This window comes from Roseobacter sinensis (assembly GCF_025755255.1).
GTDB classification, from domain to species: Bacteria; Pseudomonadota; Alphaproteobacteria; order Rhodobacterales; family Rhodobacteraceae; genus Roseobacter; species Roseobacter sinensis.
Genome location: NZ_JALIEB010000040.1, coordinates 1 through 14,312, shown reverse-complemented (window position 1 = coordinate 14,312; position 14,312 = coordinate 1). Strand labels below are relative to the sequence as shown.

At 58.5% G+C, this 14,312-nt stretch carries 13 protein-coding genes and 1 pseudogene; 9 read left to right on the top strand and 5 right to left on the bottom strand.

The annotated features are described in order from the left end of the window. Positions 1–301: 301 nt before the first annotated feature. Positions 302–1,093, bottom strand: a complete 792-nt coding sequence (locus tag MUB52_RS23365; RefSeq protein ID WP_263846568.1) for a prephenate dehydrogenase — start codon at positions 1,091–1,093, stop codon at positions 302–304. Positions 1,094–1,544: 451 nt separating this feature from the next. Continuing rightward, positions 1,545–2,690 carry an FAD binding domain-containing protein gene (locus MUB52_RS23360; protein ID WP_263846569.1) on the bottom strand — a complete coding sequence of 382 codons (1,146 nt, stop codon included), beginning with the start codon at positions 2,688–2,690 and terminating at the stop codon, positions 1,545–1,547. A 92-nt stretch (positions 2,691–2,782) separates the two neighbouring features. On the opposite strand from MUB52_RS23360, the gene MUB52_RS23355 reads away from it, so the two are divergent. Next, entirely contained in the window at positions 2,783–3,190 is a 408-nt protein-coding gene (locus MUB52_RS23355; RefSeq protein WP_263846567.1) for a winged helix-turn-helix transcriptional regulator, read from the top strand. A 333-nt stretch (positions 3,191–3,523) separates the two neighbouring features. Here MUB52_RS23355 and MUB52_RS23350 read toward each other — a convergent pair whose 3' ends face one another. Further along, on the bottom strand, positions 3,524–3,682 hold the full coding sequence (locus tag MUB52_RS23350; protein WP_263846566.1) for a hypothetical protein: 159 nt from the start codon (positions 3,680–3,682) through the stop codon (positions 3,524–3,526). Between the two features lie 974 nt (positions 3,683–4,656). Between MUB52_RS23350 and MUB52_RS23345 the strand changes: the two genes are divergently transcribed. The 6 genes from MUB52_RS23345 (at position 4,657) to MUB52_RS23320 (ending at position 9,848) form a co-directional block, all read left to right on the top strand. Continuing rightward, on the top strand, positions 4,657–5,853 hold the full coding sequence (locus tag MUB52_RS23345; protein ID WP_263846565.1) for a winged helix-turn-helix domain-containing protein: 1,197 nt from the start codon (positions 4,657–4,659) through the stop codon (positions 5,851–5,853). 112 nt (positions 5,854–5,965) lie between these two features. Continuing rightward, positions 5,966–6,622 carry a peroxiredoxin gene (locus tag MUB52_RS23340; protein WP_263846564.1) on the top strand — a complete coding sequence of 219 codons (657 nt, stop codon included), beginning with the start codon at positions 5,966–5,968 and terminating at the stop codon, positions 6,620–6,622. 17 nt (positions 6,623–6,639) lie between these two features. After that, positions 6,640–7,542, top strand: coding sequence for a sulfurtransferase (locus MUB52_RS23335; RefSeq protein ID WP_263846563.1), 903 nt, complete (start codon positions 6,640–6,642; stop codon positions 7,540–7,542). A gap of 196 nt (positions 7,543–7,738) precedes the next feature. Then, positions 7,739–8,563, top strand: a complete 825-nt coding sequence (locus tag MUB52_RS23330) for a class I SAM-dependent methyltransferase (RefSeq protein ID WP_263846562.1) — start codon at positions 7,739–7,741, stop codon at positions 8,561–8,563. A gap of 66 nt (positions 8,564–8,629) precedes the next feature. Beyond that, a complete protein-coding gene (locus MUB52_RS23325) occupies positions 8,630–9,151 on the top strand; it encodes an alpha/beta fold hydrolase (protein ID WP_263846561.1) in 522 nt (173 codons plus the stop codon). A gap of 64 nt (positions 9,152–9,215) precedes the next feature. Beyond that, positions 9,216–9,848 (top strand): tyrosine-type recombinase/integrase, encoded by a 633-nt coding sequence (locus MUB52_RS23320; protein WP_263846560.1) that lies wholly within the window; start codon positions 9,216–9,218, stop codon positions 9,846–9,848. 335 nt (positions 9,849–10,183) lie between these two features. On the opposite strand, the gene MUB52_RS23315 is transcribed toward MUB52_RS23320, so the two are convergent. Then, positions 10,184–11,917 carry a PAS domain S-box protein gene (locus MUB52_RS23315; RefSeq protein ID WP_263846559.1) on the bottom strand — a complete coding sequence of 578 codons (1,734 nt, stop codon included), beginning with the start codon at positions 11,915–11,917 and terminating at the stop codon, positions 10,184–10,186. Between the two features lie 359 nt (positions 11,918–12,276). On the opposite strand from MUB52_RS23315, the gene MUB52_RS23310 reads away from it, so the two are divergent. Both MUB52_RS23310 and MUB52_RS23305 read left to right on the top strand, forming a co-directional pair. Further along, positions 12,277–12,873, top strand: a complete 597-nt coding sequence (locus tag MUB52_RS23310; RefSeq protein WP_263846558.1) for a chemotaxis protein CheB — start codon at positions 12,277–12,279, stop codon at positions 12,871–12,873. 182 nt (positions 12,874–13,055) lie between these two features. Further along, positions 13,056–13,139: pseudogene (locus MUB52_RS23305) on the top strand (IS5/IS1182 family transposase); the annotation flags it as partial. A gap of 130 nt (positions 13,140–13,269) precedes the next feature. Here MUB52_RS23305 and MUB52_RS23300 read toward each other — a convergent pair. Further along, the gene (locus MUB52_RS23300; protein WP_263846557.1) at positions 13,270–14,205 is read right to left on the bottom strand and encodes a histone deacetylase family protein; all 936 of its coding nucleotides are present in this window, start codon (positions 14,203–14,205) and stop codon (positions 13,270–13,272) included. Positions 14,206–14,312: the final 107 nt, after the last annotated feature.

The following is a 14,312-nucleotide window of genomic DNA, read 5'->3' as shown; positions in this document are numbered from 1 at the left end:
ATCTGTGGTGAGACATGGCTGCAGGAAATCGAGGCGAGAGCTGCCGTCTGTAAGGCGAGCAGACATTTGACTTGACCGCAGCATTGGTGATTTTGTGCTCTAAAGCCGCCATGCGGTGTTGTATCATGTAAGCAGGCTTGGTCGCGGGAACCAACGTTGAGGACGACCCAAACCGGACTCTCAGAACCTTGTCCTGATTCTGCGGTCGCAGCCCGCTTTGCTGCCATTCGCTGCAAGCGCAAAAATAGGAGCTGCTAAAACGCGCTGTTCGCAGACGAAGCTCACCCTAGATTCTACTCCATCATTGTCCAGTTTTGTTGTGGGGCGATGTTCTCAATGCTGATTCCAGTTCAACACTCATACTTGTAGCCAAGTCAAAGAACCGTCGTCGCACGACCCCGGCATAGGGATTGGCTTTCTCAATCGCTTCAAATACCTCCGGCGCATCATGCTGAACCATAGAAATCGCCTCAGACAACAAGTCAAAGCTCTTCGTTGTCATGCGCGTTGGCAACGGTCCCATTCTCAGTAGCACTTTGGCAATGAGGTGCGTGAGGCCCTGGACAACCGCTGCCTCGCGGTCGTGATCCTCCGGTGTCGTCATTATGACTGTCAGACCGAGCGCATTGCGTAAGAACGCAGCCAGCCTCACATGTTGTTTTCCCTGGATGGGGCAGATCGCAATTTTCAGGCCCTCAATACCATTTATAGCACTCTGAGGACCGAACAACGGATGAGTTGCAATGATGTCCACGTGTTTTGGTAGTAGCCGCCGCATGATTTCAGCGGGACCTACTTTGACAGAGCCAACATCGACAATCAGTGCGCCAGGTTTGCAAGCAATCGCGATCTCGCTGACAACTTGCTCAAACGAAGATACCGGTGCGGCAATCAGGATCACATCAGCCTGTGAGACCGAGCGCAACGATGCGAGAGGCACTCCGAGTTGCTTTGCTACACTGGCAAGGCCCGGGGACGGGTCATAAGCCGATACTTTGAAATGCTGGCCGAGATGACGTGCTGCAAGTTGTCCGAATGCACCGAACCCCACGATGCCAAGCGACGTGTTTTGACTTCTGCTGTTGTTATTCATTTTTCGACCTTCGAGTGTGCCGTCCCAGCACAAGGTCGATTGTATGTTGACCGCTGTCAGGGGCAGCGGAAAATAAATGATGAATTACCCGCAGCTATCGAAGCTCAGGATAATAGTCCTGCGATGCGAAGAACGATTTCACCATGACGTCAGCGATAAGGCACCCAAGAGAGCAGAGTCAACGATATTGCCATTTCTGCTGCTCCCCTGGTCAAGCTGATGCTGCGGTGGGGCCCGTCAAACCTGCCGTTAGCCGCAGGCGAAAAAAGTGCAATCTCCGGAGATTAGGATTGCGGGATAAAAGCGTACTTTCGGATTGGTACTGCGAATGTCTGCTCAAGCTTCGAGTACTTCGGATCGACACATTGGCGGAGTATCAAGCATCGGACCGGTAACGCAGTAGATCGATTATGGCGCGGTCCCCATTCGGACAGAACATTGGTGCTCCTTGTTAGGCCCGTCCCAGACCAGAGCGTGCGGCGAGGGCGTAGCCTCGTTGCGCCGTCACCTGCAGGTCCCGGTCGCGGATCGCGGCCCATCGGTCAAGGATGTCCGTGGGAAGTGCATCCTCCGAACGCCAGTCCTTCAACGTCTCAGCCAGCAAAGTGGCATCCCCGAATGCCTTTGAGGTTCCGGCAGCCGTGTGTGGGCGGACAGTGCCCGCCGCGTCGCCAATTAGAACGGCCCGTCCATGTATGCGCGCTTGGGGCACTACATCCTGTACGGGTTGCATGAACAGATGCGATGCTTCGACAAGATCCCGGAACAGTGCGGGCAGAGTGCGCGCAGCCGTCTCGGCCATCTCTTCGACCACATTCATGTCCATGTCGTCCGCGGGCAGAAACGAGCGATAGCGTGTTCCCGAAGCGCCGGTTAGATACCGGTCCAACGCGACCTCGGGTGTATTCACATACCAGACCCAGTTGACCCGCCGCTGTCCAGGTTCGGTTGAGCTATCCGCACCGGGTACGAGATAGCATAGCATCTGCATGCCCGGATGCATAAAGGAGGTGAACCGCCCGGCCAGTGCGTCGACCAAAGCAGATGGCAGAGTTGTTTCATCTTCCAACCCTCGCCAAGCAACATAGCCGGTATATCTTGCATCTGCCTTTGCACTTAAGAGCAGATGCCGTGCGGCTGAATTCACCCCATCTGCCGCGATCAGGATGTCTGCCGACACGGAGTGCCCGCTGGCGAAGGTCGCCGCGATCTCATGCTGGTCCTGCGATAGTGCCGTCAAACGGCTGTCTTGGTGATAGCAATCGGCACCCAAATGAGTTTTCAAGGTTCGGTACAGCGTGTCCCACGCTGTCATTAGCTGCGGTGCCGGGCTTGCCTGCGCGCCGCCGTCCCGCGCCAATCCAACCCGCTCGCGCAATTCGACGCATATCGAACGCGTGCTCACCCCGATCCGGTTTAGCAACGCATCAACCTCGGGCTGCATCACCACACCAGCGCCGCGCGCCTGCATCTGACCCGTTGAGCGCTCGTAGACGGCGACGTCAGCTTGTAGCCGGTCACGCAGTTCGATGGCGGCCGCCAAGCCACCTACCGAACCGCCGACCACGGCCGCCGAGAAGGGTGAGTCCGAACTCATGGTAAACTGCCTCGAAGTGATCCTCGTCAGGCCTATCATCAAAGTAACAACAGAGGTAGTAGTCACCCTGAGGTAACCTGAAAGAGGCAGCCATGGCCGACCATCCACACCCATCCGATCCTCAAGAAACATCGGTAGACGAGGCTGTCTTCCATGAGCGCTATCCATCACGGCGTCTTCTGGACCTAATTGCAAGTCGGTGGACCCCGATTGTACTGTTCTGCCTTGCGTCGGGCACACATCACTATGGGCAAATGCAAAGGCGCATTCCCGGCATTTCGAAAAAGATGCTGTCTCAGACCCTGAGGAGGCTGGAAACGGATGGTCTGGTTCACAGAGAGGTCTATCGCGTTGTTCCTCCGAAAACCGAATACGAACTGACAGAACTGGGGTGGCGGCTGCACGAACCCGTCCGCTTCCTCTGCAGGTGGGCTGCGGAGAACGCCGAGATTTTCGACCGCATAGAGCGCAATCGAACGGTGGCCTCAGTTTCAGAGTAGAAGCGCATCGATATGTGGAAGTCGCAGGGCCCGGCGCTGGCGGAAAGCCAGCCATTGCCGATATGGTTGGGCGCTGCAGCGCAGCTTCGCCAGACCGGACTTTTGCTGCCTTTGCGTGTTCGCGGTGATCTGGAACTCACAGTTTGGGGGACGTCCGAAACGTCGCAGCCCACAAAGCCGACGTTCGCCGTAACTGCTCGACTTCAACGGTGACAGAGGTCTGGACCGCGGGACCTTGCTGCCGTTCCTCGCTTCTCTCAGATGTCGGATTTGATCCCCTCTCTATGGAGAGCGTTTGACTGGGGCAGTCGGACAAATCCGGCTGAGCTCTGATCAGTCGCCGCCGTCGCCCCCACCGTTGCAGCCAATACCACCGTCATTGGCGACCCCGGGACGCGACAGAAGGATCCAGATGGTCAGGATCAGGCCGACCAAGAGGGTGCCCAAGCCCGTTTCAATGGTACCGAACCTTTCGGCCAACTGTGCAAACATTCTGACGCCGATACTTTCCCCGGGAAAGTATCCGAACAGGGCGCAGGTCCCGAAGATGAGACAGGATCCGCCGAAGAAGGTTGCCCAGATTATGTTCCATATTGGCATGGCTCACACCTAGCGCAGGATTTTGGCGGAAGTGTGGCTTGGTGCGGTGTTTCGTGTTTGCCCGCAACGGCGCATAGAATGTTTGAGCCTCACAAAACATGACGCGCTGACCGGCCGAGTTGGGGGTGCCATACCGGTTGGACAGCGCAGCAGCTGCATTGCTGGTTTTGTTCTTTGCGATCACTACTTCTTCAGTAAGGCAAATGCGGCTGCGCATAGCCGACTTTCGTCGCGTCGCAGCATTCGGGAGATACGGGTTCACTGCCGCCATCAGAGCACCCGCAGCATCTTGCAACCAGGCCCGGATCGCTTCGATGAGGTCGGCCCGGAGCTGCCGTTGGTCACGACCTTAAAGCGCTGCAGTACGCTCGTAGAACCCGCCGCTCGCTGCAGGTGCTCGATACCCAATGATGCGGAAGACAGCTGCGCCGGACAAAACCGACCTAGGATACTCGACCTTCGCTGGCGCAGCATCGCTTTGCAAATACGGCGGGCTTCTCGCTGCGTTGCAGCCCATGTCGCGGAAACGGTCATTGCTGGCTGGTTTAGAAAGGCTGGCACAAGCCACGCTGTCGTTGCATGGCGTTTGGACACGAAAGACGCGGATTTCCAAACTTTTGCTGCCGCCGCTTTCGTTGATGTCAAAACTGCTGGTTTCCAATTCAATCCTCTGCTCCGACCAGCTTCGATAATGTAAACTTTGAAGCTGTATAGGCAGTACCGAGAGCGTTGGGGTGCCTCGGGCTGCTGCGCCACACCGATATCATGCCCTCACAACTGTGTGTATTTGACCGCAACGGCCTATTCATATGATATTCGATCGGCATAGAACTGTTGCACAAATTCTTGGGCGCAGGTGGTGTGGTATGGTTCTGGTATTGGACGGATGGCGGATTGACCTGCCTTCGCGGCGAGCGGAGCGCGGCCGCCGGAGTGTGGTTCTCTCGCCCCGGGCCATCAGGCTGGTGCAGGTTTTTGCCGAAGCGCCGGGCGAGACCTTCAGCCGTGACACACTTCTGAATCGGGTCTGGCCCGAAGTCACGGTCAGTGATGAAAGCCTCACGCAGGTGGTTTCGGAGCTCCGGCGTAAGCTCGACAACAGGCAGTTGGTCGCAACGATTCCGCGGGGCGGCTACCGGCTGGCCGCGCCGCTGCTGCGCGAGGCCGGTGCGTCAGGCACGACGACACGTGCCGAAGGATTGGTTTCGTCGATCGACGCATATGCGCTTTGTCTGGAGGCGCGAAGCTGTCTTGGGCGCGCCTATGAGGGCGCGTTGCGGGATTTCACTGCTCTTGCCTCACAGGCTGTGGCGCTCGCGCCGGACGATGGCGAAACCCGGGCGCTTTACGCCATGGCGCTGCTCAAGCGTCACATCTACTGGTCTGAGGGCACCGGTCTGATCGACAGCGCCTTGATCGAGGCGGAGGCGGCGATCCGGCGCGCGCCTGACCATGCTGAAGGCTATTTGGCGACCGGCGCGGCGCAGATCGCAGTGGGGCAGAGGGCCGCAGGACAGCGCGAGATCGCCACGGCATTATCGCTGGCGCGGGGCGACGCACAGTTGCATTTGGAAGCGGCGATCCACGTTATGGCCGCGGGCAACCATCGCAGTGCGGCAGCTCTGGCGGTGCGGGCCGCCGATCTCGATTCCGCCGGCTTCACCGGCGATCTCCTGGCCGCACGCTATCTGGAGCGTCAGGACCCCGCCCGCGCCCACATCCACGCAGAGCGGGCGCTGCGCAAGATCCGCGCAGAGCTGGAGATCGACCCTGCGGCCCTGCGCGCCCTCTACGGTCTCGGCCCACTGCTAGCCCAGCTTGGCGACGCGCAGGGCGCTCGTGCCGTGCTGGACAGTCTGCCGCATCAAAACAGCCCGCTGGAGTATTACCGTGCCCTGGGCTTTGCGCGGCTCGGCGATGTCTCTTCGGCGCTGGAGCGGATCGACTTCCTGCGGTCGCGCGGCTGGCGCGGCTTTTTCAGCATCGACGCCGACGAAGGCTTCCGCCCGGTCCGGCAGAGCGCGCGCTTCCGGCGCCTGCAGCGCGAACTGATGTCCGCCTGAACGGTTCAGAACTCTTTCACAAGACATTCAGGATCGCCCGGATGGCGCGGTGTAGATCACTCCTATGCCGGGGGTCCCGGCACGTACGGAAACTTTAACGATAGGATTTGACATGCCATTGGCGATCAACAGCACCGCGCCCAATTTCACCGCGCACACCACGGAAGGCATGATCTGGTTTCACAATTGGATCGGCGATGCCTGGTGCGTTCTCTTTTCTCATCCAAAGGATTTTACCCCCGTCTGCACGACCGAAGCAGGCGTCATGGCCCGCATGAAGCCCGAGTTCGACCGCCGCGGTGTCAAGATCATCGGGCTGTCGCTCGACAAGGTCGAAGACCACAGCCGCTGGTCCGATGACATCCGAACGGCCACGGGACATGCGCCCAATTACCCACTGATCGGTGATGTCGATCTGAAGGTGGCAAAGCTTTATGACATGCTGCCCGCGGCGGCAGACGAAACGGTCGCGCGCACGGCGATGGACAACGCGACCGCGCGCACGCTTTTTGTGATCGGGCCGGATAAGCAGATCAAGCTGACGCTGTCCTATCCGATGACGACGGGGCGTGATTTCAACGAGATCCTGCGCGCCATCGACAGCCTACAGCTGACCGCCCGTCAGCAACTGGCGACACCAGCCAACTGGCAGCAGGGCGACAAGGTGGCGATCGCCTCGTCGGTCTCCGACACCGAGGCGCGCGCTCGCTTTCCGGGCGGCTGGGAGGCCCCAGTCCCCTATCTGCGGCTCGTTGAGATGCCGGCTTGAACGAAAGGATTGATCAGATGACCACCACTCTCTCACGCCGTTCCATCCTGATGCTCGCAATGGGTGTTTCGGCGACCTGCATCCCCAGTATCAGCCTTGCCCTGGCGGACGGATACCCGAATCCGCGATTCCTGAAAGACCCACAAAGCTTGCTATCGGACATGGCGATGAAGGCCATGGGGGCAGTTGCGTACCGCAGCACCGTGATCGACTTGCGTCCCAAGAAGGATTTCGATGCCGGACATATCCCAGGTGCGCGGCATCTGCCTGCCGACGCTGTCGCCGCCGAATTCGGTGCGGTGGCGGGTGCGCTGCGGCCGGTGCCGGAGATCGAGGCGATGCTGGGCGCGCTCGGCATCGCGCAGGACCAGCGGGTCGTTTTCTACGACGACCGGGGCGGGTTCCATGCCGCGCGGATGTTCTGGTTGCTGGAGTATTTCGGCCACCGCGAGGTCTCGGTTCTGAACGGCGGATGGACAGGTTGGCTGAACGCCGGCGGTACCGTCACGCGCGATCAGGGCGGGGGCAAACCCGCTCGCTTCGAGGCCACGCTCACGCCCCGCCGCCACGCCAACGCGCAGGATGTGCTCGCCCACAAGGGTCAGCCCGGCGCGGTTCTGATCGACGTGCGTCCGCCCAGGCTTTTCGCCGAAGGACACATTCCCTGGGCGATCAACGTGCCGTGGTCGCAGAACCTCGACGAGGATGGCCGCTTTCTGCCTGCAGACGCATTGGCCGCGCATTTCGAAGGGTATGGCATTACCCAGGACAGCGACGTCATCATGCATTGCCAGAACGGGCTTGCCTCGTCGCACAGCTATCTTGCGTTGCGCTTGCTCGATATACCGCGTCTGCGCGTCTATCACCGCTCCTGGGCGGAATGGGGATCGGCAGGCGATCTACCGGTGGCAACGGGCTGAAGCAGAAACACGGTTGCGCGGGCGGGGGATTGCAGCCCTGTGCGCGCGATCGCCGCGCCTCGCATCGGCATCTATGACTGGTCGTTCGCGGAATGGGGGTCGACGGGCGATCACCCTGTGGCGACCGGTTCGGAAGGATGACACCTGATGCCCCGCCTGACACCGGCGGGGCCTCCATCCCACAAGGATCTTCTTCATGACATTACTCGGCAATCCCAGGCGTTCAAGGGTCGCCGCAACCTACGACTCCGCCGCCGACCACTTCGACCTGGCCCCGCTCAGTTTCTGGGACCGACACGGGCGCCGGGCCGTTCACCATGCTAGTTTGCGACCGGGCGAGAGCGTTCTCGATGTCGGCTGCGGGACCGGCGCATCGGCTCTGCCCGCTGCCTCGACCGTTGGTCCGACCGGCTCGGTGATCGGGATCGATATTGCGGAGGCAATGCTCACACGCGCCGGCATGAAAGCTAAAGCTCAAAGGTTGTCGAACATGCGCTTCGAGCGGATGGACATGACGTCGCTGAGATTCCCGTCAGAGACTTTTGACGCTGTCATCTCGGTCTTTTCGGTCTTCTTCGTCGAGGACGTTGAGGCGCAAATCACAGAGCTCTGGCGCGTTCTGCGACCCGGTGGCCGACTGGTTCTGACATTCTGGGGCAAGGACGCTTTCCAGCCTTGCGCCGCGATCTTTACGGAGGAACTCGGCACTCTGCGTCCTGACATCCCCGAGCCACTGCGCGCCTGGGAACGCCTCACCAGCAGGAACGCGATCGAAGATGTGATCGCTTCTGCCACAAATGTCGTGCCGGAAGTTCACCCTGCACCGGAGCGACAGCCTCTTGCGACACCTCGGGACTGGTGGACCATCGCGATGGGATCCGGTTATCGCTGGGAGATCGACCAACTGACGTCGGACGAACGCCAGCGCTTGGAACAGCGCTGCTCAGCCAGGATCCGGGCCGACGCTATCAAGGCGATCTCGGTGCCCGCGTTCCATGCCGTCGCCGGGAAACCGATCTGACGCAGCGCGTTGCACCTTCGGCGCGAAGACACCGGAACACCCGGCGATCACGGGAAGGCAGTTGAGATGAATGAATTGACGCAAAACATCGCGCACATGCGCGCTTCAAACGCGGCCACGCGGCTCTCGCCGGTTGTGGCGCTGCATTGCTCTGGCGCGGACGGATCGCAATGGTCCAGCCTGGGCTCGGTTTTCGAGGGCAAGGCCACCCTAATCGCGCCCGACTTTCTTGGAACGAGAATCCGTGGGCATGCCGACGCATCGAAAGCCTTTCGCCTCAAGCACGAAGCCGCGCATGTCATCGAGCTGATCGAAGAAGTCGCCGAACCGGTTCATGTCGTCGGACATTCCTATGGCGGCGCGGTCGCGCTGCATGTCGCCTCTGCGGTTCCGCAACTCGTGCGGTGGCTTTGCCTACCCTCGAAACCTTTGCCGCGTCGTCCCCCAATGACCGGTGTTCCCACTGCTGCGCAGCGCCATGAACCAAGCAGATGCAGCGATTTTCGCGCTGCGAGCACACGCAGCGAAAATCGAAGACTTCCGCGGTGGACTCAAAGCCGAACTCAGAGGCAGCGCAGCATCTTGTGATACACGGTCTTGGTCAACGTCGGGTTGTCGTTGTGGGAGGGCATGGCGGATCGGAGGATCAGTCATGGAAACACCAAACTTACCAGCCATTCGCGCACTTCGCCCCGCTTGGAACAAGGGACGGATCGTCGGCCAAAAGCGGCCACTGAAGCCAAAGCACGTCTGGGCGATCCGAGTTCGACTTGAACTGGCGGAGAACCACCGAGACCTCGCGCTGTTCAATATGGCCATCGATAGCAAACTTCGGGGTTGTGACCTGGTGAAGATGAAAGTCGTGGACGTCATGGCTTCTGGCCAGATCAAAGAGCGCGCTTCTGTCCTGCAAAGCAAAACCCAGAAATCGGTGCGCTTCGAGATTTCGGAAGGCACACGATTGTCGGTCGAGAAATGGATGGAAGATGAACTTATGGTCGGCTCGGAGTACCTGTGGCCGGGTCGGTTCCACGAGCGCCTGCATATCTCGACCCGGCAGTATGCCAGGATTTTCCGCGACTGGGTTACGTCAATCGGTCTCGAAGCGAGTGCTTACGGCACCCATTCGATGCGCCGAACCAAGGTCACTCAGATTTACAAGAAGACAGGCAACCTGCGTGCTGTTCAGCTTCTCCTCGGTCACACCAAGATGGACAGCACAGTCCGGTACCTGGGTGTTGAACTCGAGGATGCCCTAGCGATCGCGGAAGCCATTGAAATCTAGCGCAGATGGGTCGCCCTCACAGGCCGGCCCTAAGGAGACATCCGGCAGCTGGCCAGGATGCTGCAGTCGCAGCCCGCATAGCTGCCGTTCGTCACTCGCGAGAAAACCTATAGAACATGAACTCACGGTCTGCGGGAAGAGGACGAAACCGCTCTCGCGGTATTGTTGATGGCTCATTGACCTGCGAAATCTCGATTGGCAGCGATGGTTTCCAGATATGGTAATTGTAAACCGACGTGGCGGGCGGGTCTGAGCAGATAGTGATGCCGGCAAAGATAATGGGACCCAGTGCGCTCCTCGGGGAAAGTCAGCGTCCCTAGGGTGCCTCTGCTGATTTACCGATCACCCTTCAGTTTCTGCAGTGCGTTTTTGCCTTCGCTGATCAATTCATCGATTTGGGTGGCGGCATCTCCAACGCGACCTGCAAGACTTCTGATTTCAGTCGCAACCACACCAAAACCCTTTCCGGCATCGCCTGCACGTGCGGCTTCAATAGTTGCGTTCACTGACAGCAGATTGGTTTGCTTTGCGACACCGCCAATGGCTCCAACCAGATTGGTGATGCTACTCAGCATGTTGGCCATGGCCTCCGAACTTCGCGCGGTTGCCTCACGACGGAGCGTGGCGTCGTTCGCACACATGATAACGCGATCAACCTTGGCCTCCATATCTCGCGTTGAGGAAAAGATCGCATCGAGCCAGAGTTCTTCTCCCGTCTCAGTCGGCCAGGATAGTTCTTTACTCAACGTTTTACCGTCCAAAACAGACTTGAGATCGTCCTCCTTCAGCAACTCCGCAAGACGGGGTGTCCGGTCACTACGGCTGGTCAAAAACGCATTGCAGTCCATCGGGTCACCATCCTTAGACCATTCCGCAATTGCGGTCGCGTCGCTAATCGCTGAGAGTTTTGCATCGAAGTTCATCGACTTCTGGCGGGTCTCTGTCACGTTGGCCTGAACTGAGACAAAGTACTCGATCTCACGGTTCGCATCACGTACCGGGTTGATCGCGAGACTGATCCAGTAGGCTTCTCCGCTTTTTGAGTAGTTTAGAATTTCTTCGTAGAAGGGCTCGCCCATCTGAAGTTTATGGCGAATACGCGAGACAGTGTCTTTGTCAGTCGCAGGGCCTTGCAGCATTCGGCCTGGCTTCTTGCCAACGGCCTCTCGCGCCGGAATTCCGGTCAGACGTTCAAAGCCCGGGTTCACATAGACAACCAATCCGTCTTTGTCTGTGATGATAACTGAGTTGTCCGTTTCATTCGCGACCAGCGACAGAAGACGGAACTGCTCGCGCTGTATGACTTCGTCAGTCACATCCTTGATAAAGGCGGTATACTGGCTGGATCCGTCCGAAAGCTTCACACAGGACAGAGACAAGCTGCCATGGCCGACGGATCCGTCCTTTCTGTGGATCGGAACTTCCCGGCTTGTTCCCACAATCTTGTCTTCCCCGCCGTGTCGATGGCGGTCGACCCAGCTGTCATGATGCACTCGCATTTCCGGCGGCACGAGCATCTTGACGTTTTGTCCAATCACCTCGTCACGGTTATAGCCCCAAAGTCTTTCCGCAGCCTCATTGAAGAAGGTGACGTGGTTGTCCTGATCCAGCATCACGACGGCGTCGATTGTCTGTTCTAGGGTTGCTGTCATCAGTTCACGGGCGGCTTTTTCCTCGGTGACATCCTTCATGAAGGCTGTGTAGATGGCCGGTCGTCCGTCCGAGATGACTTTCGAAAGCGACAGGCTTGCCCATCTTAGGCTCCCATCCTTCCGGTGAATCTCGACCTCGCGACTTGTGCCTACGATTTTATCTGCGCCGCCATCTCGATTGGCATTGACCCAGGCATCATGGTATTGCTGCATCGCTGCGGGAACCAACATCTTGACGTTCTGCCCCACCACTTCGTGACTGGAATACCCCCAGAGCCGTTCGGCGGCCGGATTGAAAAATGTGACATTATTGAATTCGTCGATCATCACAACGGCGTCCATCGCTTGATGCAGGACTTGAATGATCTCCGAGGTGCCACCCGTCTCATCAGCAGGCATGCTAGTAAAGTCTTTCATGAGCTTGAACTCCTCGCTGCATAGCGAAAGAGCACAAATTCATTTATGATTAGTTCATGCGTTGCACAATTAGCATTCGCATAGTTGGTAACGTTTGGACCAGGCACGCCTGTCCTGACGCCTCGCTACGGTAGCTGAACATCCCAACTGACACGTTCTTTTCATCGTTCTTATGCCAGGTTGCCCCCTTAACTTGGCCTTGAGGTTTGAAGGGGGCGCCGAGCTGACGGCAATGCATAGCGACACGTAAATCTCAGGTGTATTGAGCGATTAGTGCAGACTAAGAACAACTACTAGGGTACTATGTTTGAGAGCACATCTGTCATTGCGGCAAGCCGTGCATGGTCTACGGTGGCCCAATGAGAGATGTGAAAATCCAAGACAGACAGCATGACCGGGATAGCTACGTTGTTGCAATCGGCGCTTCGGCTGGGGGTCTCACCGCCATTCGAGAACTCATCGCCGAGTTGCCAAAGGGCTTTGCGGCTCCGATTGTGATTGGCGTACACAGCGAACCATCTTCTCAGCTCACGGAAATCTTAAGCGCACAGAGTTCTCTCAAGATCAAAAAGGTAGCGGACGGTGATTTGCTGGAGCCGGGATGGATTTACGTCGTGCCCGGCGCACAGCACGCGTTGTTTCGAAACGGCAGAATCCAACTCTCAGAGGTGGTTCGGGAGTCTGGATTCCGGCCATCCATAGATGCCATGTTCATGACACTCGCTGCGGAATATGCAGAGCAAGGGATCGCGGTTGTCCTGTCCGGCATGCTGAAAGACGGGATGCGCGGTGCGCAAGTCATTCATGACATGGGGGGTCAGACAATTGTGCAAGATCCGGCTGACGCCACCCATGCTGGAATGCCGAACAGTGTGATCCGCCATGATCATCCCGAGGCGGTCCGCTCTGCGGCGCAGCTTGGCATCTGGCTTCGCGACTTGGTTGGCACGACTTGATTGGCCGCTTCGGGCCAACGTAGACAGCAGAAATGACGGATAGAAGACTGCGCTGTTGACAGGCTCAAGTGACCACTTGTTTGGCGACGGTTTGAGTGTTGATAAGCCAAACTTGATGAAGAAGACCCCGCCAATCCTTAGTTCGATTGAGAGGATATGCTTTCAGGTCGTTGCGGATGGCCTTTCGCCGGATGATGGCGGGACTGGCTGCCGAGCATGGCGAAGATAAGACCGTGATGATCGACGCAACCTATCTGACGGCCCACTGAACAGCGACTAGTATGCATGTATAGGGGACTGCATGGCGGTGGACTTATTGCAAGTGCCGTGCATGCGGTGTTTGCAGGCTTTAGCGAGACACATGCGACAGGCGGGAAGCAGATAGCAAGAGACTGCTTACCGCCCGCGCCTCATCAAAACGTCGACATGCGCAGCAGTGCTTGCTGCTAGTGCGTTCAGGTCGTAGCCGCCCTCAAGCGTCGAAACGATGCGCCCATCGGCATGAGTATCCGCCAGATCGCAAAGCGCTTCCGTGATCCAGGCGAAATCCACCTCCTGTAGAGCGAGCTGCGCTAGGGGGTCGTCCTCATGGGCGTCGAACCCGGCCGATATCACGATCAGCTCAGGTGCTAAGCTGTCGAGCGCAGGCAACCCGTGCGTCTCCCAGACCCTTCGGAAACCAGCGCCATTGGTGCCTGGACTGAGCGGCAGGTTCATCACGTTGCCATGAGCGCCGGTCTCATCGCGATCGCCGGTCCCGGGCCAAAGTGGCATCTGGTGACTGCCAACGAAGAGCGTGCGCGCTTCGTCCCAGAGCAAATCCTGGGTGCCGTTCCCGTGATGGACGTCGAAGTCTACAACCGCCACCCGGGATAACCCATGTTGATCAAGCGCGCGTTTGGCAGCGATGGCCGCATTTCCAAATAGGCAGAAGCCCATGGGTTTTTCCGCTTCGGCATGATGGCCCGGTGGGCGTGTGGCGCAAAAGGCGTTCGCGATCTCATCGTCAAGCACCGCATCTACGGCCGCAACAGCAGCACCAACAGCCCGAAGTGCTGCGGCCCAAGAGCCCGAGGATATGTGCGTATCGGCGTCCAGCGCGCGGCTCCCCTCTGCAGGGATGGCAGCTTCGATCCTGGCGACGTACCTCTCTGGATGGCAGCGCAGCAATTCTGGCCGATCAGCCATCGGTGCGTCGCGTCGATCAAGGGCTGAAAACCGATCATCAGACAAAACGGCTGCGACGGCTTCCAGCCTTTCGACCCGCTCCGGGTGCCCCGGCGGCGTGACATGTGCATGGCAGTCGGCGTGTGAGTAGAGAGCTGTGCTCATATGCGTCTACCTGATCAGTTCGGTGTAGCTTGCGCTCAACCCGCGCCCGATCGCAACACCTTCTGGACACCTTTATGGAACTATGGATCCGACACGACCAATCACGC